Source organism: Microcoleus sp. T3_B1 (genome assembly GCF_036700445.1).
In the GTDB taxonomy this organism is placed as follows: domain Bacteria; phylum Cyanobacteriota; class Cyanobacteriia; order Cyanobacteriales; family Microcoleaceae; genus Microcoleus.
The window spans coordinates 1-23,538 of sequence record NZ_JAUBOX010000029.1 but is presented as its reverse complement, the minus strand read 5'-3'; the positions used below and the strand labels follow the sequence as shown (position 1 = coordinate 23,538).

Here is a 23,538-nt window from a genome sequence, read left to right as displayed (position 1 = left end):
CAACCATCTCTGCCATAAACCAACAATATAAAAAACCCGCCCCCCCCCAACGACAAATCCAAATGTACCAATGCGTAGGGGCGGGTTTCACCAACCATCTCTGCCATAAACCCACAATATAATAAACCCGCCCCCCCAACGAGAAATCCAAATGTACCGATTCGTAGGGGCGGGTTTCACCAACCATCTCTGCCATAAACCAACAATATAACAAACCCGCCCCCCCCAACGAGAAATCCAAATGAACCGATTCGTAGGGGCGGGTTTCACCAACCATCTCTGTCATAAACCCACAATATAATAAACCCGCCCCCTACCTTTTTGGGCTGCTCTCAAACATCACGTTAATCTGGGTTATTTGTTGGGTGGGGGCGGGTTTTTATAGATTGTTTGTGAGCCTCAAATATTGTTGGTAAAACCCGCCCCTACAGGCATAATAAATTATCGGAATTTATTCACGAAAATCATCCCAAATCGAGAGATTTGTAGGGGCGGGTTTCACCAATAATAATTGCCTAAAATCCATAATCTCGTAAACCCGCCCCCACCCAAAGGTAAATCGCAATCTACCTCTTTCAAGGTACAAAGGGCGGGTTTACAATATTTTTGGTTTTTAAATCAAAATCTTGGCGAACCCGCCCTTACGGGCCTAATAAATTATCGGAAATCAAACAATCTCGATCGACTCACACCTACCAACTAAGGCAAATCAGTGCTCCCCATCAGATAAAGGTCGCACTCCCGGGCCACGCCGCGCCCTTCATTAATCGCCCAAACCACCAAACTTTGTCCCCGGCGACAGTCCCCAGCCGCAAAAACTCCCGGAATGCTGGTTGTATATTTTTCGTGCTCGGCTTTCACGTTGCTGCGCGCGTCGCGTTCCAATCCCAGCGCATCCAGCAAGGGCTGTTCCGGGCCGAGGAAGCCCATCGCTAGCAAGACAAGCTGTGCGGGCAACACTTTTTCCGTGCCCGGGATGTGGTTCGGAATGAACTGCCCTTTCTCGTTTTTCGCCCACTCCACCTCAACGGTGTGCACAGCTTTGACATTGCCGTTTTCGTCGCCCTCGAACTTTGTCGCCGTGGTGAGATAGCCGCGGGGGTCGTCGCCGAATTTGGCTGCGGCTTCTTCTTGGCCGTAGTCGAGACGGTAGACTTTTGGCCATTCCGGCCAGGGATTGTTGGCCGCCCGTTCCGACGGCGGTTTGGGCAGGATTTCTAGCTGTACCAGGCTTTTGCAGCCGTGGCGGATGGAGGTGCCCACGCAGTCGGTGCCGGTGTCGCCGCCGCCGATGATCACGATATCTTTGCCTTCGGCGGAGATGAAGTTATCGTTGGTGCTCTTGTCTAAAACTGCTTTGGTGTTTGCTGTCAGGAAGTCCATTGCGAAGTGGATGCCTTTTAATTCCCGGCCGGGGATGCCTAAGTCGCGGGGTTTGGTGGCGCCGGTACAGAGCACAACGGAGTCGTATTCTTTTAGCAGTTGTTCGGCTGGTAAGTCTTTGCCGACTTCGGTGTTGCAGACGAATGTCACGCCTTCGTCTTCGAGGACTTTGAGGCGGCGCATTACGACTTGTTCTTTGTCTAGCTTCATGTTGGGGATGCCATACATTAGCAGGCCGCCTGGTCGATCGGCTCTTTCGTATACTGTTACCCAATGACCGGCTTTATTTAGTTGCGCGGCGGCGGACAAACCTGCGGGCCCGGAACCGATGACGGCGATTTTTTTGCCGGTACGTTTGGCGGGTGGTTCGGCAGTAACCCAGCCTTCATCCCAGCCTTTGTCGATAATTGCGGCTTCGATGTTTTTAATCGTCACCGGCGGGTTGTTGATGCCGAGCACGCAAGCGCCTTCGCAGGGTGCGGGACAGACGCGGCCGGTGAATTCAGGGAAGTTGTTGGTTTTGTGGAGTCTGTCTAGGGCTTCTTTCCACAGTCCGCGATATACTAGGTCGTTCCATTCGGGGATGAGGTTGTTAATCGGGCAGCCGCTTGCCATGCCGCTGATAATTGTGCCCGTGTGGCAAAACGGAATGCCACAATCCATGCAGCGCGCGCCTTGGGTGCGGAGTTTGTCCTCATCCATCGGCAGGTGAAATTCGTCCCAGTTGTGGACTCTCTCGACTGGTGAGAGTTCGGAGGGCAATTCGCGCAAGAATTCGATAAAGCCTGTTGGTTTTCCCATAGTGGTGTTCTGGTTAGAATTTACTATTCTGGTAGTTTGTCAAAGCTGAAGCCTGTATGCTTATGAACTAACTATTGTCATATAAATTGTGGGCGATCGCACCTCAGATTGAGCAATTTGTACATGAAATCTTTAATATCGCCGGGAGTCGGGGAATTGTTGGCTGCGGTAAAATATAGATAGATCGACAGCAAAGAAACCGGGTTTTTTACGAGGATTAAAGGTTTTAAAGGTTTTGATGCAGTATTTTCGTCCATCAAACCCGGTTTCTGCGTAATTTCAGCATGGTTTACTCTGGGACGATCGCATTTACCGATAATCCCACATCTGGAAACCCTCGCGGGTTAACTCGGACGGCCCGCCAGCGTCAACTTTCAAGCGCCGTTCCCATCAGGAGGGCTCGAAATACAATACAAAAAGTTACAGGCCTTGCCAAATATTAATTTCAGGATATACTACTGTAAATCGGTCAGATATATGGAGTTAATACCGTCAACTCCTAAAATAGGTACACAAAGTCATGAGCATTACAATTGAGAACGTATCGAAACACTTCGGCTCCTTCCACGCCATTGACAACGTGAGTTTGAAAATAAACAACGGCTCTCTAGTCGCGCTTTTAGGGCCTTCCGGTTCGGGGAAATCGACTCTGCTGAGGATGATTGCGGGACTCGAACCGCCAGACAGCGGTCATATTTACTTGATCGGCGAGGATGCTACTCAGCAGTCGGTGCAGGAACGGCATATCGGTTTTGTGTTTCAGCACTACGCTTTGTTCAAACACATGAGTATTCGGAAAAATATTGCTTTTGCAATGGAAATTCGCAAAGTTCCTAAAAACTCTATTAGCAAGCGGGTTGATGAACTTTTGGATTTAGTGCAGTTGACAGGTTTGGGCGATCGCTATCCTTCGCAACTTTCCGGCGGCCAGCGGCAGCGGGTGGCTTTGGCGAGAGCTCTAGCAGTTCAACCAAAAGTGCTGCTGCTAGACGAACCTTTTGGAGCATTAGATGCTAAAGTCCGCAAAGAATTGCGATCGTGGCTGCACAACCTTCACAAAGAAGTTAACATCACCACAGTTTTTGTGACTCACGACCAAGAAGAAGCTATGGAAGTAGCCGATGAAATTGTGGTGATGAACAAAGGTAGAGTCGAACAAGTTGGCACTCCTGCTGAAATTTATGACAAACCGGCATCAGCTTTTGTGATGAGTTTTATTGGGCCGGTCAATGTGCTGTCGAATGCTGCAGGTTTGTTCGCCAGCAACGCCACAACGGCTCGGAATAATGGAGCAGCTCATTCGGACGTAGTGTTTTTGCGCCCCCACGACGTGGAAATTAAAACTAAGCCGGAGTCGGGTTTTTCATTAGCAAAAGTCAGTCGCATCATTCATTTAGGGCGGGAAATACAAACCGAGTTAGTGTTAGAATCCGAGCAGGTAGTAACAGCTTACGTGAGTCGCGAGCGCTTCGATTCTCTACAGTTAAAGCGAGATCAGCAAGTTTACGTCAAGCCCAAACACGCGATGACTTTCCCTGCTTATTCAATTTAAATCAGCGGCTGCATCTTACTCAAAATACTATTGGGGAGCTTCTACAAAACACTGCTGCCACATCGTTACCAGGCTCGTGCCTGGTAATGCTGTCTCGTGGCTCTAAATCGGAGGCAGAGCCTCCTGAAATTCATTCCCAGGCAGAGCCTGGGAACGAGAAAATGGGCAGAGCCTGAGAACCAGAAAACGAGAAAAACGAGAAATCTCAGGCAGAGCCTGGGACGGAGAACTAGAAACAAGATAGGTGAAGAATATGACTGCTAACAAATTCTTGAATTTAGCAACTAGCACTTTACTTAGTTATCGCCGTTACATCCAGGCAGGATTAACACTTTGTGCAGGATTAGGATTGTCTGCGATCGCTTCTTCAGTCGCGTACAATTGGGAATATAAATCCATGCAAGCCGAACTGCAAGACCGCCTGGACAAAATAGCTACAGACATTCAGAAAGATGTTAGCGGTAATTTAGAAATCATTCGGGCTGCGGGAGCATTTTACAGCGTATTTGACGGCGTTAAAAAACCCGAAATGAAGACATTTGTTGGTTCTGCCCTCTACCGCCATCCGAGCCTGAAGGCGATCGCTTGGCTGCCGCGTTTTTCAGGCTCTCCGCAATTTATGACAGAGGAAATAGCTTTAAGCTTAGATTTAACTGCCAACCGGCTAGCGTTAGAAAACGCCACAAAAAGACAAGAAATTATCGCGACAGATCGCCAAAAATTGCCCTCAGAAAATCACCCTGGCGTCTTCGTCTTCCTGCCAATTTTTAGTCCAACTTATCCGGGCGATACCGCCGACTTCCCGGAAAATTTAGCTGCTACAGAACCAGAAAATTTGAAAGGTTTTGCTTTCGGAATTTTGCTCGTTGATGCTATTGTTAAATCCGCTTTGCAGGAAAATCAGCTCAACTTTGTTAATGTGTATCTTCAAGATGCTATGGCTCCTGAATCAGAAAAATTTCTTGCCTTTTACGAAGCGAAGACAAAAAGGATAATTACCGACGAAAATATCAAAAATCAACTCCAGCTTGGGGAAAGAGCTTACTGCCCAGACGGCAGCAGTTGCACCCGCATTATCAATATTGAAAATCGCAGGTGGTTGCTGCAACTACGGCTAACGCCAGAGTACATTAATCCTCTTAATTTTGGGCGTTCTTTGACTGTTTTAATTTTTGGGATAGTCTTGACTTTTGCGGCGACCATTTATCTAATGTGCTTGTTAGATTATACCGAAAAAATTGAAAAAGTAGCCGGAGAACGCACGGCTAAATCTCAAGAGCTAGAGCAAACTTTGCAAGAGTTGCAGCAAACTCAAGCTCAACTGATTCAGCAGGAAAAAATGTCTAGTTTGGGTTTATTAGTTGCTGGTGTAGCCCACGAAGTTAACAATCCTATTAATTTTATTTACGGCAATATCCACCACGCCCGCGAATATACTAGGGATTTGTTGGAGTTAATAGAACTCTACCAAAAACACTATTTATACCCTCCCTTGGAAATTTCACAGCATTTACGAAATATTGAGTTTGACTTTCTGTGCGATGATTTGCCGGAAGTGCTGTCATCGATGAAAATAGGAGCCGAGCGCATTGTTCAAATCGTCCAATCTTTGCGGAATTTCTCTCGCTTAGACGAAAGCGAAATGAAACCTGTCAACATCCATGAAGGCATTGACAGCACTCTGCTAATTCTGCAAAGTCGCCTGAAAGCTACAGCCGATCGCCCGCCGATCGAGATTGTTAAAAACTACAGCAATTTACCTTTAGTAGAGTGCTATGCCGGACAATTAAATCAGGTGTTCATGAATATTCTGGCTAATGCGATCGACGCCCTTGAGAGTTACAACCTCGATCGCGGGCCCAAAGCAGCGAAAGCTAATCCGATCGCGATCGCCATAACCACAGAATATTCCATCCCGGATAAAATAATTGTGCGGATATCTGACAACGGCCCCGGTATGGCAGAAAATGTCAAAAAACGGCTGTTTGACCCGTTTTTTACTACTAAACCTGTGGGAAAAGGGACAGGATTGGGACTGTCAATCAGCTATAAAATTGTCGTAGAAAAGCACAAGGGTATGCTGCGCTGCGATTCGACACCGGGATTGGGGACGGAATTCTCGATCGAGATTCCGCTGCGGCAAGAAGTCAGACAAGCTGTACCGTTTGTTTCGCGGAAAATATCCGAGGCAGCTTAGAAAGGGCTGGGGAAAGAAAAATTTTTTTCTCATTAACTACTGTAATTCGGTCGGATTATAGTATTATAAGTAAGAATGCCACAACCAATACTGCTTTATGCAGCTTAAACCGTCGGCACTGCCGATACTGTATAACCGAAACACGGCGGGACTAAATATGTTCAGTGACTTGCAAATTATTTACGAACGTGACCCCGCGGCGCGCAACTGGCTGGAAGTATTATTTTGCTATCCCGGACTGCAAGCACTTTTTTTGCACCGGATAGCACACTGGCTTTATTCCGCTGGCCTGCCGTTTGTACCGCGCTTGATTTCCCAACTGAGTCGCTTTTTAACAGGTATTGAGATCCACCCAGGAGCGACAATTGGTAGGGGGGTGTTTATCGACCACGGCATGGGGGTGGTAATTGGCGAAACTGCGATCGTTGGAGATTATGCTGTAATTTATCAAGGAGCGACCATTGGCGGCACGGGTAAAGAAATAGGAAAACGGCATCCGACGCTGGGAGAAAATGTAATCGTGGGAGCCGGTGCTAAAGTTTTAGGCAATATTCAAATTGGCAATAATGTTCGGATTGGTGCGGGTTCGGTAGTGCTGCGGGATGTCCCTAGCGATTGCACAGTTGTGGGAATTCCCGGCCGCATCATCTCTCGGAAAAAGCAGGTGGAAGATGCTCAAAATTCTCAAGGTCTACCGGATTTGGAAGCTCAAGCGATTCGAGCTTTGTTCGATAGAATTAAGGATTTAGAAGAGCAAGTTAATTTCTTAAAATCTCAATTATCTCCGATCAAAACACATCAATCAGAGCAAGCAGAGGTCGAAAAACATGAATTATTTCAGTCTTCGGATTTATTCATTACACAGTTTTTAGACGGTGCAGGAATCTAGTAAAGCTTTAATTTATCTAGAGTTTTGCCAGCCACACTATCCTGCTGCCATTGGACAAGCTAACTTTTATTCTTTCAGTAACTGGCTATGACTATTGCTTCTCTTTCCACTAAAACTTTTGATGAAACGAGCCGCCATATATTTCCTCGCCGCTCGCACTTGCCCAACAGAAGCAATGCTCTGTGGCGGATTGAAACTGGAGTAGTGCGAACTGTAACGTGGCTTGAAGATGGCACAATTATTACCTTGGGATTGTGGGGGCCTGGTGATACGATCGGCAAACCAATCTCAAAATGCGATCCTTTTCAAATTGAATGCCTTACTAAAGTCGAGGCAATTTTACTATCGGGCGATCGCTGGCTAAATAGAGATATTTTGCTCAGTCACATTCAGCAGGCTGAAGACTTTATGGTAATGCGAGGTTACAAAAGAGTTGATTTTATGCTCTATCAACTATTAACTTGGCTGGCTAAGAGGTTTGGTTCTGAGGTAGAGCAAGGACATCTAATCGATATGATTTTAACGCATCAGGACATTGCAGAAATCATCGGTACAAGTCGCGTAACTGTCACTCGCACCCTCGGTCATTTTGAGCAGCAAGGCTTGATCGATCGTCTGCCACTCCACCGGATTATTCTGCAACCTTCTGAGGTGTGGCACTACGAAATCTAAGGGTAGAATCAATGTCTCGCACGCGCGTGCGAAGCTATCCCGGAGGGAATCGCCCCAAAAATTCTGTATCCTTCGCTACTAAAAAAAACTATTGACTTTCTGAGACTGTCTGTGCAACAATCAACAGCTATACCTATAATATACGGTAACTCGATCAAGTTTACGATGATTACTATAGAGAGCGATCGGCTCTCTAGCAGCGAGGAGCTTTTTGTGCTTTTCGACAGAGACAATGCAAGAGGAAAGAAAATGAAAACTAAATGGCTGAAAGCTCGATTCAAAAGAAACAAAATAGGGGCATTAATTGCCGTCCTAGCGGTGCTGGCGATCGCAATTCCTCTGTTCCCATTTTTCCCAACCCAAGCAGCGGAATCAAAAACTAAAATTCAATTCGTTTCCCCCGCGTGGGTTGCCCAAAACGCCAGCGACAAAAACCTGCGAATTCTCGATGTCCGCACCAATCCAATGGACTACTTTATCGGGCATCTTCCCAACGCAGTCAACATCGCCGACAACACCTTGCGCGGGCCGGACAGCGGTTTGCCAGTACAGTATCTAACGCCGGATAAACTGGGGCAATTACTATCGCGGGCAGGAGTAACAGACAACAGCCGCGTCGCAGTTTATTCCGACGGCAGAGACATTCTCGGCGCGACAATGGTTGCTTACGTATTGGAGCGATTGGGACACTCGGACATAGCAGTTATCGACGGAGGTTATGCGGGTTACAAAGCAGCTCAAACTGTGACGAAAGAGTTTCCCAAATACGCGGCAGGTACACTGACTGTGCGAGACAACAAATCAATTCGTGTCACCCTGGATGAAGTCAAAAATTTAATTGGCAAAGCAGGCGTCACATTCATCGATCCCAGACCGGAAAAACTATTTCAAGGGGAAGAAAAAATCTGGACGCGCAACGGACACATTCCCGGCGCTCGCAACATTCCCTGGCCGACTTTTACCGATGCTGAAAACCCGCACAAGTTGAAGTCTCTCGACGAAATCAAGCAGATTTTGGCAGCTAAAAAGATCGATCGCAACAGCGACATCATCGTTACTTGCAGTACGGGGCGGGAAGCAACGCTGCAATATGTAGTTTTGAAACACTTGCTGAACTATCCGAAAGTCAGAATCTACGAAGGTTCTTGGACTGAATACAGTCAGACTAATTTACCTGTAGAAACTGGTCCGGAACAAGCAGTGTAGAAAACAAATCTGTAGTTAACAGCAATTTTGGCTAAAAATTGACCGAAGAGGTAGAATGAAAACAGTAATTATCTCGATATCAATGCTCGGAATAATCAGCTCGATTGGCTTTGGTTTATCAACAATAGCTGAGCACCGACAAGCAGATAATTCCGTTGCTTGCACTCCTAGCGAACAACCCGAGGAAAAATCGGAGACTTCCCCGCGAAAAACTTAGCGCTAAAATGGAGGCTCTGCCTCGCTTTACAGTTGTTTCTGGAGTCAAGTATTTTATTGTGAATAACACCGCAGAAATTGCTTTTTCACCGCTGACAAAAACTTCGCCGCCCCGATCGCAGCGTCCGATTTTAGCTCTGATACTGACGCTATTTGCTGCTGGTGCGGCCGGTTTGAGCGCCTACGGCTGGCGGCAGAGCGTTTTATTTCTGATTGGAGGCTTGCTGGGCGCGAGTTTGTATCATGCAAGTTTTGGCTTTGCTTCTGCTTACCGCAAATTATTTGCCGATCGCGATATTACAGGTGTTTTAGCGCACTTGTTGATGTTAGGAATTGCTACTGTACTTTTTGCTCCCGTACTTGCATCAGGAGAGGCATTCGGACACAAAATAGCCGGGGCTGTTGCGCCTGTGGGCTGGCAAAATGCGATCGGCGCTTTTATATTCGGAATTGGAATGCAATTGGGCAGCGGCTGCGCTTGTGGCACGCTTTGGACAATTGGCGGCGGCAGCGCGTCAATGCTATTAACGCTGCTGACTTTTTGCATCGGTTCTTTTGCAGGAAGTTTGACCAGACATTTGTGGCATTTGCCCTCGCTGCCACCGATATCTTTAGGAAAAACTTTGGGATGGATGCCCGCAGTCATCTTGCAGCTAAGCGTATTTCTGTTAATTGCGATCGCCCTCTGGCAGTGGAATCGCACCAACGGCAAGCAACCCGTAACTGCAGATTCTCTCCTCAAAAATCCCCAATCCCACATCAAAAATCGATGGCTTTACGGCCCTTGGCCTCTGGCTGCCGGAGCTTTTGCCCTTGCCTTTCTCAACTGGGTAAAACTGTTAATTGACGGCCGGCCTTGGGGAGTGACTTGGGGGTTTACTTTGTGGGCGGCAGAACTTGCTACCGCTTTCGGTTGGAATCCCACAACTAACCCGTTTTGGAATACTCCAGACAAATTGGAATCCCTGCAAAAAGGCATCTTTGCTGATGTTACTTCCGTGATGAATTTTGGCATTGTTTTGGGTGCAATTTTAGCAGCGGCCTTGGCTGGCAAGTTCGCCGTCAAAACAAACCTGTCGTTACCCAAAGTTGCAGCCGTTTTGAGCGGCGGTTTCCTGATGGGTTACGGAGCGTTGCTGGCTTTTGGCTGCAATGTCGGCGCTTTTTTTAGCGGTATTGCTTCTACCAGTTTGCACGGTTGGCTGTGGATTGCGACTGCTTTGTTGGGCAGCGTTGCGGGAATTAAATTGCGATCGCTCTTGCGACTTGAGAATTAATTTCCAACATGAATAGGCGATCGCCCTGCGGGTAGGGACAAAGGCTTTGCCTTTGTCCCTACAGAGGTCGCGTTTGGGAGCATCTCATATTTGCAAAAACACTTCTTTCTTCTTCCTTCTGACTCTTTTCTCCTGGCTCCTGACTCCTGACTCCTAATTCCAATTTCGAGCTTTGCTGCTTTCATTGAGATGCTCCGTCGCGTTTTCCCGCCAAGCGCGCCTAAAACAACAAACTACTGTCTACATATAGACATTAAGTATTTAATAGTATAATGTATTAGATTAAGTAGAGAGATGTGGCGATCGCACTCAAAGATCGATCGCCAAACTGCTAGCAAAACAGTCTCTCACTCTTGCCACTGTTGCCATTCATAAGAATTGCCACATCAGCGAAATCTTATAGATTATCCGGGCAAATCTCATCAGGCTGCATTTGCCCGATATCAAGCGCATTAAACTTAATTATGCGCTCAATCTATCTGAGAAAAACAAGAGGAACTAAGAAGCATCAATGCGGAATCATCATCTCGCAGATAGTGTCTTGCAGCCATTTAAGAAAAAAACTGGTTTGCCAGTATTTTCTCTTAAATCAGCCGCTCTGTTAAAATCGTCCCTGTTCAAAGGTGACGGTGCAATCTTCGATCAAATTCAGAATGGTCTGGGCAACAGATAATTTGTATCGAATTTGCGTTAATTAAATTAAATCATCGACTCGTCAATAAGTTCAAAAGCAAGGGCAACAATCGCACTTGTTTTTTTCTTTGTGTTGATTTCTTTCTTCTCACTGCCAACAGATGCGATATCTCGCACCTGTTGACTACCCTTAAGAAGGTGAGTATGAACTCATATGTTGCACCATTCTCAATTAGCCTTTTATGAACAGGCTTTCCGGCCTGTTCCACAACAGATAAATTTTCTTGTGGAACAGGCATCTTGCCTGTTGCTGACAATGGTGCAATATCTCAGTATCAATCAACTTAAGGATGAGACAGCATATATCCGCCTACCTACTTAGTAGTTACTTTAAGGCGGCGGTATTGCCTGTAAAATACTCGCTCCCTGCAACATTTGAGACTCTCCTGCTCTACCCGCTTCGGGGTATTCCCAAGACGGTGCAAAGGGCCGAACCAAGAAGGGGCAAGCTTTCCACCCACCCTGTACCCCCACCCCCAGCATCAGGCAGTTTCCGCCCCTGTGCCCGTGCTGCTCGTAATACCGACAGTGCCGACAGCTTAAACCTACATTTACGTTGCTCACGGGATTTCTCCAACCGTTTTTGTAATAAAGATATATTAACACCTGTAGACCTACCGGAATTGTGTACTATGATATAATGTACAATTTAAACTCGATCGCCAGTGGGGAATGTGGAACTATCTTCTAGAGTACAATATGCCCTGTTAGCGCTCTTGGAACTGGCGAGCCACCACCCGAAGGATTCGCCCCTAACAGTAAGCGAACTTACTGCTTCTCAAGAGATACCCGAACGCTATCTAGACCAAATTCTTGCCGTGCTGCGGCGTGCAAGTATTGTCCAGAGTTTGCGGGGTGCTAAAGGCGGTTATTTGCTGGCGAAAGAGCCTTGGCAGATTACCTTGCTAGAGGTGTTTTCGACACTCGAAGGATCCGGCAGTGGCCCGACCCAAAAAGTTTCGGAATCTGTAACAATAGAAAAAACTGCGGTGCTAGAAATCTGGCAGGAAGCTCAACAGGCATCTTGGGCTGTTTTGGGCAAATACACATTACAAGATTTGTGCGAACAGCGGGATGTTCGCAAACAAGCACATCCCATGTACTACATTTAAAGGGAGAGAAATTAAGCCATGAGAATTGCTAAGGATGTTACAGGAATAATTGGTAGAACTCCATTAGTTCAGCTCAATAAAATTCCCCAAGCCGAAGGAGTAGTTGCTCGAATTGTGGCAAAATTGGAAGGGATGAATCCGGCTGCTTCGGTGAAAGATCGGATTGCGGCAAGCATGATTCAGGCGGCAGAAGATGCGGGGTTAATTCAACCGGGAAAAACTATTTTAGTTGAACCGACTTCAGGCAATACTGGAATTGCTTTGGCAATGATTGCGGCGGCGAAAGGCTACAGTCTGATTTTAACGATGCCGGATACGATGAGCACGGAACGCCGATCGATGCTGAAAGCTTACGGAGCTCAGTTGGAATTAACTCCGGGACATGAAGGGATGTTAAGCGCGATCGCCCGTGCGGAAGAAATTGTAGAAGAAACGCCCGATGCTTTCATGCTGCAACAGTTTCGCAACCCCGCGAATCCAAAAATTCACCGGGAAACAACGGCCGAGGAAATTTGGGAAGATACAGAGGGTAAAGTAGATTTTTTAGTTGCTGGAGTTGGCACCGGCGGTACGATTACGGGAGTTGCTGAGGTAATTAAACCGCGAAAGTCTAGTTTTAGGGTAATTGCAGTTGAACCCGCCAGCAGTCCCGTGCTTTCTGGAGGCAAATCTGGTGCTCACAAAATTCAAGGGATTGGTGCAGGATTCATCCCGGAAGTGTTGAAACCAGAGTTAATTGATGAAACAATTGCAGTTAGCGACGCAGATGCGATCGCCTACAGTCGCCGACTAGCCAGAGAAGAAGGATTGTTGTCAGGAATTTCTGCAGGCGCCGCTTTGTATGCCGCAATTCAAGTCGGCAAGCGTCCCGAAAATGCTGGAAAATTGATAGTTTTTGTGCAGCCTTCTTATGGCGAACGCTACCTCAGTACAGCCTTGTTCAAAGATTTAGAATTGCCGACTGTCAGCGAACTCGAAGCATTAGTCAGCAAGTATTAAATTGTAGTAGGGGCGATCGCCCCTCCTGCGGCATTGATATCAGCTTAACCCGAAAGACCGCCAGGGAATTAATTCCCTGGCTCAAAGCGAAAGTCCTCTGAAGAGGACTCATGAGTTAATAGTCCTCTTCAGAGGACTTCAGCTTTGAGGCAGGGGTTTAAACCCCTGCCGGACTGCAGCGAAAGCGCATATTTGTTGACAGCAATACTCCTGACCTTACCCTACGTTTCAGACTTGATACAACTTCCAACTAGCCATCGCCAACATTCCGTAAATAACCAACTTTAGCGGGCGTTGAGGCATAATTTGGCAGAATTTAGCACCCACTAAAACTCCCGGCACCGAACCCAACCAAATGGGCAAAACTAAACTCCAGTCTACCGTTCCGAGGCTGAGGTGTCCCAGAGATGTAAACATCAACAAAATTGCCGCCTGCGAAATATCTGTACCCACCAATTTAGAAGTATCCAGGCGGAAAAAAGCAATCAACAACAGTGCAAACATCGAACCGGAAGACACGCTAGTGATTCCCACTATGCAGCCTAAAATTGCTGCCGCACTCACTGTACAAATACGGCCATAATTAGTATTTAAGTCCCATTTAGCGGGGGAAGGCAATTTAAAACTAGGGAAAAATGTTTTGACCACTAATTTGGTCAGCGATAAAGCGACAATTAGTGCGATCCCTACTCCGAGACAGCGCAGCAATATGCTGTCTAAGTCCTGACTTCCGCTGGATTTGATGCAGTGTAAAATCCACACGCCAGTCAGCGAACCGGGCACGCTGCCCAAAGCCAGCCACTTAACTATTTGCAAGTCGAGGGTCTTTTGCTGCCAGTGTTTGAAGCCGCCAACAACTTTCATCAGTGTGGCAGCTACGACATCCGAACTAATAGCAATTGATGCTGGAATTTGGAAAACAAAAATTAACATTGGGGTGATGAGCGACGCTCCGCCAACTCCGGTCAAACCAACGATAATGCCCACGAAAAAGCTGAGAAACGATAGTAATAAGTAGTTCACGGTTATGCCCAAAAACTGTGTATTTAAGCGCTGCCAACCAACAAATAGATAACTTGGGTGGCTAGAACAACACAGCTACACAGGCTAAATATCGCTTGCATTTCAATATGCGTTGCCAGGAATTTTGCTTTTAAACGCTTGAGATTTCTCGCGTCTTAAGCTACAAAAATCTTGGTTAAAGTAAGTAAATGCAAATCAACAAAACTACAAAAAATGTAGTGTAAAAGCTCCCTGATTTTCTTATAGGTACCTGTGTAACTGATGAAAAACCCTGGATTTATTTATGGGGTTTATATTCGGCTTTCTACCTTGAAGTGACGAGCGTCACAGGTAAAGCATAGCTGAGGTTAACCGAGTCCTTGCCGGAAAAGAAATCGGGAGTTTCGAGAACATTAAAATGAATCAATGCCACAATGACAACAGTGAAGGCGGTTGATGATACTAAACCCGTCAATAACTCTTTTTTGAGGTTTTTTTCCTTGGGTTTGTCGGCAAAAACATCTAAAGTTCCTAGCTGCATCAACAGAATTCCCACAATATTGGAAAGCCAGTAGCCGACAATTGTGCAAGGAAACAGTAAATCTGGGGAAAGCCAGCTACAGATATACCCAAAGGCGTAGGCAATTGGCAGATTGAAAAATATGTCGTTCCACCAACACAGGGGTGATAGCAAATATCCAATTGCCAGAAGCAACCCGCCTCTGATCTTTTTAAACCAGACTTCGTTAAAGCCCTTAGCTTCGGGCAACTGTTGGCTTAGTTGTCCTGCAAGCTGGTACTCTTCAATGACTTTTTTAGCGTTTTCCACGTTAATAGCTCATTACTCGATCGACTTACCGTAGTTTAACAGCCCAAATCAGTTATGTCTAGTAAGTCAATCTAGTTACCGTATTTTGTGGAATCGGCTAAATATACTTTGTTTGCGATACCAAAATATCTATCCGAGAGAGGTTGTTGAGAATGCTGGCTGGTGATAATTTAGGCGCCGATCGACAAATTGAAAGTTTCCGGCAAATGCTTGACATTTTGCCAAAGATATGCAGTGTCGATGCCCCAGTAAAATTGCAGGTAAACGAGTAAAAGCCCGATCGCGACTGTCACGCCCAGCAATTTAGGGACTATTTTCGCGACTGTCTCAAGCACTACGAATGCTGCCCAGATAGCAGCAGCTAAGATGAGAATGGAAGCGATCGTGGCAACTGTATCGCTGTTCATGATTAACTCCTGTTGACAATCAATCGGGTATTACAAAACTACTTGGGCTCAGGGCGGTTGCCAAAATTGAATAAATTACTCCAATCCCCAATAAGCCCACAGCGGAACTGAAAAATAAAACCATGCCGTCTGGGGGATTGTAGGTATCGTGGTCAATTTGGTGGCGAACGGTGAAGTAATGCTTAGTTGAGATTAAGACTGTGACCCAACCTATTAGAGAGAAAATTAAACCCAACTTCCACCCCATCGCCTGACGGTAATGTACGGGCATTTGCACCACGCGAAGTCGGATGATGACGACGCCAAAACCCATGAGGGCGATCGCAGCCCGCATCCATGCTAAGAAGGTGCGCTCATTTGCCGATCGATCGATCGCCCGCGACAGATTTTGCAGGTTTGGTTTCTCATCATCTACTTGCATCGGTGGGAGCTCACATCTTGCACCATTCTCGATAAGCCTTTTTTGGGCGGGCAGGATGCCCAACCCCCTACTCCCCACAAGAAAATGCACTTTTTGTGGAACAGGCCGGAAAGCCTGTTCTTGACAATGGTGCAACATCTCAGTTGGAACGATAATTGCACGCGATCGAACTCTTTAATATTCATATTAAACCGCCACCATTATTCAGGTGCCATCAAACCAAATGAGCTAGAAGGAACGGTGAACATATAATAAATTACCCCAGCTCCTAGGAGGGCGATCGCGAGGCTGAAAAGAATTACCCAGCGATCCGTAGGTTCATAAGTATCGTAATCGATATCGTGACGGACGCCAAAGTAGTGCTTAGTTGAGAATAACACCGTCAGCAAACCCACTGCCGAAAAAAGCAAACCCAACTTCCAGCCATTGCCGGGAGTTGGGAGTAGAGGGGGATGAAAGGTGCGAAGGCGCACGATAACTACGCCAAAACCCATCAGCGATATTGCTGTCCGCATCCATGCTAAATAAGTGCGCTCGTTTGCCAAGTGATCCCGCACCCGCGACGGATTTGGTCGCTTAATTTTTTCTGTATTTACTTTTGTGGATTTCCAATTTAATAGCATAGATAAACCTTTTAATTTTAACGGGAAATGAGAAGGTAAACCGATATATTTGCGCTGGGATGATTATCCGCCGGGGATTGCTCCCCGGCGGGATTTTGCGTTGCAACGGGCTTTAAACAGCCGATCGCATTACAACTTCACCAAAACTAATCATTTTCCTCAGTAGGTGCGTTGGGAACTTGCGTATCTATGTAAGCCTGAGTCACATCAGGAACAAACCAATTCGCATCCCCAGGCTGGAAAACCTTAGCAGTAGGAACGTTGAATTCTACAGCCCCCGTATCGGGATTAGCTCTGGCTACAACTTGAGTTCCGTCAACTATCTTAACAGCTAGACCGCCCGTCAATTCTTCTGAAGGTTGATCGGTCGTTCTTAAATCGGTTGCTTTGACATCGCTGGCTAGATAAATTCCATCGCAATCCCATTTATGTTCAGTTGTTTGGCCGTCAGCTAGAAAATAAAGGGCATTCTCGTAAGAAGACTCCGCTGCTTTTTTGCGTTTCGGGCCGTAGACAGCCAGGGTTTTTCCTGTCTCGTTGCGGCACTGACCCCAAGGTTTTCCCGTTTCTAAAGTGTATTTTTGAAACTCCAATTGAGAGATTTTTTTCTGGAGTTCTTCAGGGGTATAATTCTGGGCGATATTGGGTGCGTCTTTCGCTGCCTTGAGAGTGTTCAGAGCTTGAGTCACCTCTATGTAGTCGGGATTGCTTGCATATTTCGGCGTTTTTGGAGCGTCGGCCCAGGATGGGGGAACAAATAGTAAATTGGCGGCCATTACCAAGAGCACTAAAACAAATTTGAAGATTTTCACAATTTTTCTCCTTTTCTCGATTGTCAGGTTTTTTCCAACTTTCTTTTTGCTTGCTATTTTAGGACTTAGGCAAAAACGATATCTCTTTAACTGGTTTGCCTGAAAAACCAAATTTTGCCGAAGCGAAAAATCTGTTTTTTTAGCATTATACCTATTGTCAAAGTCGCTCGGCGTGGGGTAGTGGCGAAGCGAGCGGGCGAGCGTTTAGGGATTAATCCTCAATTTTTTAGCTCGGTTTGATTCACCACTACAGGATTTCTTGAGACAAGAGGTATATTGTTGCCTAAGTCTGGCAATTGGCTAGCTCAAAAGATGGTTTCAAGTTTCGTGACTACTTGAGGCTAAATTAGTTTGAAGCTGGTTTTAGCTTGGTCACTCACTTCATTATTAACTTAGCATATTTGTTGATAAATTTCAAGCGATTTAGCGCAACTTTTTAGCAAACAATTGTTAAGGGAAAAGTGATGAGTTAGGACTTATGACTTATGGCAAATTATCTACCTATAGAGGGATGAAACTAGCGGAACCTTGGCTGATTATTAGTTAGATTAAAATGGCGGGATCAGCCGATAACTACCACTTTCAATCAGGATGAATATTCCCAAACCAATCAATACAAAAGGGACAGCAGCCTTGGTATAGCGAGTCAAAATATGGGCGATCGCCCTTTGGCGAGTTAACCGGTAAGCGACATAAGACCAAACACCTACCATCACCGAGAAAACCGCCAAAATCACCAGCAAGCTCGGCAAATCGCTGCTAGCAAACAGCGGCAAGTAAATACCGATGTTGTCACCCCCGTTAGCCACTGTTACCGCAGCCACATTCAAAGTTTGGGGGTTGAAAAGATTTACTAGCTTTGACACAGGTGAATTAGATTTCCGGTTAAATTCGCCCGATACTGCTTGTACTTCATCTTCATCATTTTCTCTCTTGACCAAGTGACTGATGCCGATCGCGATCGGAACCAAACCCAGCAAACCAATCCAAGCTTTCGGCACAATTAACCCACCAAAAAAACCGGGCAAACTAGCAGCGATGAGTGCTGCAAATCCGAGGTACTTACCGACAAAGATATGCCGGGGGCGGAAAGTATCATTTACTTGGGCGAAGAACAGCATCGAAAGCACCATATCGTCGATATTGGTTGCGGCAAAAGATGTAATCCCGGCAATAATCGCTGCTGCAATCCAATTCATGTGCTGTCCCTGCAATTTTTCTAAACTTCAGTTCCGCTGGCGTTACTTCTGCTCATCGTTATCAAACAGAAACCGCAACCCACTAAAGATATTATACTTAAAGTTGGGCTTGCCAGAGTGCCGCTTTTAACCAGAATCGCCATTCCCAATCCGATTAAAACAAAAGGCACAAGCTGATTGCCGTAGCGAGTCAAAGTATCTGCGATCGCCCGCATCTGAATTAACCGATAAGCAGCGTAGCACCAAACGCCCACCATCGCGAAGAATACGCCGAGAATCACCGCCAAACTTTCTAAAGTATTGCTAGCAAAAAGCGGCACATATATCCCGATATTGTCGCCGCCATTGGCCACCGTCACCGCTGCTACGCTGTAAGTTTGAGGAGACAGAAAACTGCTAAAAAAAGATTTCTCAGATTGCTCTAATTCTGCCTCAACTTCCGAATCGTCAGTTTCGGAATTCAGCAAGCGGCTAAGCCCGATCGCAATTGGCAGCAAACCCAGCATTCCGATCCAATCTGGGGGAAAGATTAAGCGGCCAAAAAACCCCGGAAGGCTAACAAAAACCAGTGCAGTAAAGCCCAGAAACTGACCGAACACGATATGCCTGCGCCGAAATACTGCATTCACCTGCGAAAAAAACAGCAGCAGAATCAGAATATCGTCCAGATTCGTAGCCGTAAAAGCTGTCATTCCCGTCGAAATAGCTGTTAGTAATTCATTCATTTCTGTGTCTCCTCAGATTTTTTATTTGGTTGTACTCGCTGGGATCGTATCTTCGGAACGGGCAAGATGCCCGTTCCACAAAAATTAAATTTTATTGTGGGTTCTTGATTCTAGCCCGCCATTGAAATGCTGATTGACAATGCTGCAATATCTCAGTAAAAACCCAGTTGCTAAAAACTATTAGTCCTGACTGTGAACTGGTAACTGTTAATCAAAAACGATCGCTGTCAAAGGGAACTGCTTTCAATCGAACACCACCGTAAATTGCATTTTCTTCCTCGAATCTGGCATGAATTGCGTCAATACCCTGCTCCATCGAACCCACAAGTCCCGGAGAACGCAGCCGTTGCCAGAAAAACCATCCGCAAGTAGCCACCAAGTACATCAAGAACAAGTAAGGAAAGGCATTGTAAGGAGCTTCTGGAGGTGGGAACATAGTGCTGCCTGGAATGCCCACGCTGCCCGCAATCGGAATCATCATAAATGCGATCGCCGCCACCGAGAACACCACATCCCGCACGCGCAATTTACCAATTTTGTGCAGGTACATCGGTGCGGCGATCGAAATTAAGACGTACACGGTTAAAAATCCGTAGCTGCAAATTGCCCCCAAATAACCCATACAATCGAACAGTTTGATGTTAAACATAGACATCACAGCAGGCACCAAAAATGTCATAAATGTACACATCGTTACTGCAACGTGGGGAGTTCTATTAGACGAATGCGCTACACCTAATGAAGAGTGAAACAAACCGTGCCGCGCCATCATAAAAAACACTCTCGCGGCTGGATTGATGCTGCCGAGCACGCAAGCAAAAAAGCTAAATAAAGCGCCGAAAGCCACTAACTCTCCCAGCCAACCCATGCCCACTTGTTGCGCCAGAAAAGTCAGAGGTTCTTCACTATTAGTAATAGAAACTCCTGTACCGCTAAAACCCAAAACCTCAATATAGGTCATCAAAATGAAGAATAAGCCTGCCATGACAGCACTGCCCATGACAGCCCTGGGGATATTTTTTAAGGGTTTTTTCGCTTCGTCGCCCAGAGATGTAGCGCTTTCAAAACCAGAGAAACCAAACATTACTAATACAAGTCCCGTCGCTATATTGCCGGGAGTTACGCCTTCCAAAGTTAATTGGGACATATCCAGGGCAAAACCTTTGTGCGCCCAGATGATCATTCCCAAGATAAAAATCGCTGCCACTGATGCCCCCTCCAGCCACAGCATCGCCATAGCTGAGAGTTGGATATCTTTATAACCTGCATACCAAGCAACGCCGGCCCCGATCGCTAACAGCGTAATCGGTGAGGGATGGATGCCTAAATGACCGATGAAAGTACCCGTAAAGTTGGCAAAACCACACAAAACGGCCATCGCAGTAAATAGATAAGCGAGTACCAAACTCCAGCCGCAAATTACGCCGGCAGTCGGGCCTAGTCCTTTAACAATATAAGAATAAAGAGAACCGGCAGAAGCCGATCGACTCGCAAATTGGTTGATATTGATGCTGACAAATACTAGGCCTATCAAGCCGATGAGAAAGCTCAGCCAAGCCCCGTTACCCGAAAGAGCGACAATTAACCCTATATTAGATGCTGGTATCGTTGTAGGTGCAATGACGGCAAAGGATTGAGCTAAAACCTCCCCAAAGGAGAGGCAGTCCGGCTTTAAGCCGTGGGGACTGTGATTTTTTGGCGTTTTCTTAGTCATTTATCAGAAAAATGGGTTTGAAACCCCGTCCTTTTAGGACGGCTTTACAGTTCGCCATGAGTTGTAAGCCAGAAACTTACAATCCGTGGGCTTTGCGTTTTGACACAGGCGTTTTCCTGTACCAAGACTGTGCAGGCTAATGCGAGATTTTTTCGCATCTTCGCCACCTACATAACACTTTCCATACGATAGATGCTTGACAATCCCCCCACGCTTCAATCCTTGCGACATGGAGCCACCGTAAGGACGGCGATATCCATTTTTCCCAGGGTTAAAAACGTGCAATTGTCTGCGATAAATACGGATGGGCTTACATTCCATCACCACCATATTTTCTGGTGATATATTGCCACCTACCAACAGGTAAGCTAGCACCCAAGAATCGACACAATGGGCATCAAAAACATTGGATAACTTTGCCTTACATTTTTTTAGACCTAATCTTTGACGAGTTAAGTAGGTGTCGGTATAGCCATCAAATAGGGTGAGAGGTGCAATTTTTTCCAACTCGGAATAACACCATTTTTTGCCAACTTCTAAAGGCGAAAATGACGTGTTCCACTTGTGGCAACCTTTTTTTGTCAATGCTTTTACATCCTCAATTCCAATACCGGAGAGGGGAAAGATGGTATCAAAAACTTTGACTACTCGGATTTTGAATTGCCAACGCGCCTTAGTGCTGGGAGGAATTGCGCCACGCGAACGGTTTTGACGAGGTTGGCGACAAGGTGTTTTTCGATTACGTCTTGCACGTCTGGCATTTGTACTTGTCTCTTCAGCATCTTTAACCCAATCAACAGCATGAAACTGCTGATTTAAGTAGGTGTGAGCTTTTGATTTGACTGTGTACCCCTCACGTTTAGAACCCGGATCGATTCCAACTGCTACGGGTTGAGTATGACGATTTGAAGGTTCAACGTTTAAGCGAACACAAAAGATCCCTTTACGGAAAAATGGTGTTGCTTTTCCAGATTTAATCCAACGCTCTGCCCTTGCGGGTGTTGTTGGCATTAAAGGACGTTGCTCAAAGTCCACTACAGGAACGTATTGCATGGTGTTTGTTTGGCGATAAGCCTAACTGTTTAATTTCCTTCGACTTTGACTAACGGAGTGGTTACGGGTTAGGAATAGCGCCTGTAACGTCCAATGAAAGTGCCACCTTCAGTTAGTTCAAATTGGCTTCTCGGCCGTTGTCTAGTCCTACTTGCGCTTGTGTTCCACCTATGGCTTGGTTTCTCTACAAGCCCCATCCCTTTAGGGTGGGGTTAGTGACTTATCTTCTCTCTTTTTGTCGATCGACTTTTGGCGATCGGCTTAAACTTGTCGGTGCTGCTTCAGCATCGGGCCCTGCGTTAGAAGCTTAAGTATCACCTTAAGGCTCTTGACAGGTAGAATCAAATGGTATTTTTTATCGAATTAATAAATACAAGTGATGCAATGCTGCAGCCAAAGAACTGTTGGAAGACGACACCTATCTGTCGCCACCAGCCCAAACCCTTGATATTAAAAGGAAAATTTAAATAGCGGCTGGCAACCGTCCTTTTTTGGTAATTCCAACCTGTACCAGAGACTCGATCGAAAAGTTCACGTCAAAGCTTAGCCGCAAGAGATTTTAATCTCAAAAAATAACTGTATTTAGTAAAGGAACCCTCAGCATGGCCGGAATGACGCTTGACCAACTGCGAGTTTTTCTAGCTGTCGCGGAACATCTGCACTTCAGCCGCGCAGCGGAGGAACTTTACATCACCCAACCCGCTGTCAGTGCGACAATCCAAAGCTTAGAGGCGCAATACGGAGTAAAACTATTCCACCGCATCGGCCGCCGCATCGAAATCACAGATGCTGGGAAGTTGCTGCAAGTTGAAACGCAGAAAATTCTAGACCAAGTTGCTTTGACAGAGAGAGGTTTGCGGGAGTTGAACGACTTGCAGCGAGGCGAATTAAACTTGGGTTGCAGTCTGACCATTGGCAATTATTGGTTGCCTGATAAACTTAGCAAGTTCAAACAAAAATATCCTGGTATTTGCGTGAATTGTACTCTGGCAAATGCCGAAGAAATTTGTGCAGGGACGGCGACGGGAACATTTGATTTGGGTTTAGTGACGGGAGACCTCAAAGCTTCGCTTAAGAGCACTCTGGAGGAAGAAGTTATAGGCAGCGAACGCTTGCTGATTGTAGTTGGCAAATCTCACCCTTGGTTTGAACGTGCAGAGGTGAGTTTAGCGGAAATTGCGAAAACGGATTGGGTGATGCGAGAAGCTGGTTCGGGAGTTCAGCAAATGTTGGAACAAGCTTTGCAAAGTTGGGGCATTAATCCCCATGAATTGAATGTAACTTTAGTTTTGAACAGCAGTGAAATGGTAAAAGCAGTGGTGGAAAGTGGCACAGGTGCAGCGGCTATTCCTGAATTGATGGTAAAAAAAGAATTGCAGCTATCTACACTGCGATCGATAAAAATTTCAGCTAGCGAACCGAGTTCAAATGTATCTTTTGAAATAATTAAACCTGTTTTGAAACTGAAACACCGACAGCGTTTTCAAACGGGAATTGCTAAAGCCTTTGAACAGATATTAACTTAAGGTGCGGGTAATATCATGTCTGATCGATCGCCAATAATACATAAGCCGGGGCGGGTTTGTGAGATTGTCCGTTAGGGGCAAATATTATTGGTGAACCCGCCCCTACAGGAATCAGGATAATCGACCGGACATGATATAATTGGTAATTCAGGAGTGCGACTCGTTTAATCCAAATGGATAAAGAATATCCAAGGACGATTAGCCTAACCCTCTGGTTAGTGTAACTGATT

General features: G+C 46.1%; 23 protein-coding genes. 9 read left to right on the top strand and 14 right to left on the bottom strand.

The window, feature by feature from the left end; genetic code table 11:
- Positions 1 to 699: 699 nt before the first annotated feature.
- Positions 700 to 2,184 (bottom strand): glutamate synthase small subunit, encoded by a 1,485-nt coding sequence (gltD, locus tag QT990_RS17220; protein ID WP_333143098.1) that lies wholly within the window; start codon positions 2,182 to 2,184, stop codon positions 700 to 702.
- Between the two features lie 77 nt (positions 2,185 to 2,261).
- A complete protein-coding gene (locus tag QT990_RS17215; RefSeq protein WP_333465544.1) occupies positions 2,262 to 2,441 on the bottom strand; it encodes a hypothetical protein in 180 nt (59 codons plus the stop codon).
- 263 nt (positions 2,442 to 2,704) lie between these two features.
- Between QT990_RS17215 and QT990_RS17210 the strand changes: the two genes are divergently transcribed.
- From QT990_RS17210 to QT990_RS17185, 6 genes are all read left to right on the top strand, one after another.
- Positions 2,705 to 3,736, top strand: a complete 1,032-nt coding sequence (locus QT990_RS17210; protein ID WP_333102724.1) for a sulfate/molybdate ABC transporter ATP-binding protein — start codon at positions 2,705 to 2,707, stop codon at positions 3,734 to 3,736.
- Positions 3,737 to 3,989: 253 nt separating this feature from the next.
- On the top strand, positions 3,990 to 5,933 hold the full coding sequence (locus tag QT990_RS17205) for an ATP-binding protein (RefSeq protein WP_333465543.1): 1,944 nt from the start codon (positions 3,990 to 3,992) through the stop codon (positions 5,931 to 5,933).
- A gap of 157 nt (positions 5,934 to 6,090) precedes the next feature.
- Positions 6,091 to 6,822: a serine O-acetyltransferase gene (cysE, locus tag QT990_RS17200; RefSeq protein ID WP_445252004.1), complete on the top strand. Its 732-nt coding sequence runs from the start codon at positions 6,091 to 6,093 to the stop codon at positions 6,820 to 6,822.
- 87 nt (positions 6,823 to 6,909) lie between these two features.
- Positions 6,910 to 7,494: a Crp/Fnr family transcriptional regulator gene (locus QT990_RS17195; protein WP_333143093.1), complete on the top strand. Its 585-nt coding sequence runs from the start codon at positions 6,910 to 6,912 to the stop codon at positions 7,492 to 7,494.
- A gap of 249 nt (positions 7,495 to 7,743) precedes the next feature.
- A complete protein-coding gene (locus tag QT990_RS17190) occupies positions 7,744 to 8,700 on the top strand; it encodes a sulfurtransferase (protein WP_333143092.1) in 957 nt (318 codons plus the stop codon).
- 224 nt (positions 8,701 to 8,924) lie between these two features.
- A complete protein-coding gene (locus tag QT990_RS17185) occupies positions 8,925 to 10,193 on the top strand; it encodes a YeeE/YedE family protein (RefSeq protein WP_333143091.1) in 1,269 nt (422 codons plus the stop codon).
- Positions 10,194 to 11,216: 1,023 nt separating this feature from the next.
- Here QT990_RS17185 and QT990_RS17180 read toward each other — a convergent pair.
- A complete protein-coding gene (locus tag QT990_RS17180) occupies positions 11,217 to 11,450 on the bottom strand; it encodes a hypothetical protein (RefSeq protein WP_333143088.1) in 234 nt (77 codons plus the stop codon).
- Positions 11,451 to 11,560: 110 nt separating this feature from the next.
- Between QT990_RS17180 and QT990_RS17175 the strand changes: the two genes are divergently transcribed.
- Together QT990_RS17175 and cysK are read left to right on the top strand one after the other, a co-directional pair.
- A complete protein-coding gene (locus QT990_RS17175) occupies positions 11,561 to 11,998 on the top strand; it encodes an Rrf2 family transcriptional regulator (RefSeq protein ID WP_333143087.1) in 438 nt (145 codons plus the stop codon).
- 18 nt (positions 11,999 to 12,016) lie between these two features.
- Positions 12,017 to 12,997, top strand: coding sequence for a cysteine synthase A (gene cysK / locus QT990_RS17170; protein WP_333143086.1), 981 nt, complete (start codon positions 12,017 to 12,019; stop codon positions 12,995 to 12,997).
- Between the two features lie 228 nt (positions 12,998 to 13,225).
- On the opposite strand, the gene QT990_RS17165 is transcribed toward cysK, so the two are convergent.
- The 10 genes from QT990_RS17165 to QT990_RS17120 form a co-directional block, all read right to left on the bottom strand.
- Positions 13,226 to 14,020: a sulfite exporter TauE/SafE family protein gene (locus QT990_RS17165; protein WP_333465542.1), complete on the bottom strand. Its 795-nt coding sequence runs from the start codon at positions 14,018 to 14,020 to the stop codon at positions 13,226 to 13,228.
- Positions 14,021 to 14,324: 304 nt separating this feature from the next.
- Positions 14,325 to 14,828 (bottom strand): hypothetical protein, encoded by a 504-nt coding sequence (locus tag QT990_RS17160; protein ID WP_333409978.1) that lies wholly within the window; start codon positions 14,826 to 14,828, stop codon positions 14,325 to 14,327.
- A gap of 170 nt (positions 14,829 to 14,998) precedes the next feature.
- Positions 14,999 to 15,235: a hypothetical protein gene (locus tag QT990_RS17155; protein WP_333465541.1), complete on the bottom strand. Its 237-nt coding sequence runs from the start codon at positions 15,233 to 15,235 to the stop codon at positions 14,999 to 15,001.
- Between the two features lie 19 nt (positions 15,236 to 15,254).
- Positions 15,255 to 15,656 (bottom strand): DUF202 domain-containing protein, encoded by a 402-nt coding sequence (locus QT990_RS17150; protein ID WP_333409977.1) that lies wholly within the window; start codon positions 15,654 to 15,656, stop codon positions 15,255 to 15,257.
- Between the two features lie 200 nt (positions 15,657 to 15,856).
- On the bottom strand, positions 15,857 to 16,279 hold the full coding sequence (locus QT990_RS17145; protein WP_333284850.1) for a DUF202 domain-containing protein: 423 nt from the start codon (positions 16,277 to 16,279) through the stop codon (positions 15,857 to 15,859).
- A gap of 146 nt (positions 16,280 to 16,425) precedes the next feature.
- Positions 16,426 to 17,091, bottom strand: a complete 666-nt coding sequence (locus QT990_RS17140; protein WP_333409976.1) for a hypothetical protein — start codon at positions 17,089 to 17,091, stop codon at positions 16,426 to 16,428.
- Positions 17,092 to 17,639: 548 nt separating this feature from the next.
- Positions 17,640 to 18,290, bottom strand: a complete 651-nt coding sequence (locus QT990_RS17135) for a cadmium resistance transporter (protein ID WP_333409975.1) — start codon at positions 18,288 to 18,290, stop codon at positions 17,640 to 17,642.
- A gap of 20 nt (positions 18,291 to 18,310) precedes the next feature.
- Positions 18,311 to 19,015 (bottom strand): cadmium resistance transporter, encoded by a 705-nt coding sequence (locus QT990_RS17130; RefSeq protein ID WP_333409974.1) that lies wholly within the window; start codon positions 19,013 to 19,015, stop codon positions 18,311 to 18,313.
- A gap of 211 nt (positions 19,016 to 19,226) precedes the next feature.
- Positions 19,227 to 20,729: an APC family permease gene (locus QT990_RS17125; RefSeq protein ID WP_333409973.1), complete on the bottom strand. Its 1,503-nt coding sequence runs from the start codon at positions 20,727 to 20,729 to the stop codon at positions 19,227 to 19,229.
- 33 nt (positions 20,730 to 20,762) lie between these two features.
- A complete protein-coding gene (locus tag QT990_RS17120) occupies positions 20,763 to 21,782 on the bottom strand; it encodes an RRXRR domain-containing protein (RefSeq protein ID WP_333146415.1) in 1,020 nt (339 codons plus the stop codon).
- 611 nt (positions 21,783 to 22,393) lie between these two features.
- Here QT990_RS17120 and QT990_RS17115 point away from each other — a divergent pair.
- A complete protein-coding gene (locus QT990_RS17115; protein WP_333300190.1) occupies positions 22,394 to 23,308 on the top strand; it encodes a LysR family transcriptional regulator in 915 nt (304 codons plus the stop codon).
- Between the two features lie 13 nt (positions 23,309 to 23,321).
- Here QT990_RS17115 and QT990_RS17110 read toward each other — a convergent pair.
- The coding region (locus tag QT990_RS17110; RefSeq protein ID WP_333465540.1) for a hypothetical protein at positions 23,322 to 23,538 on the bottom strand (217 nt) is incomplete at its 5' end.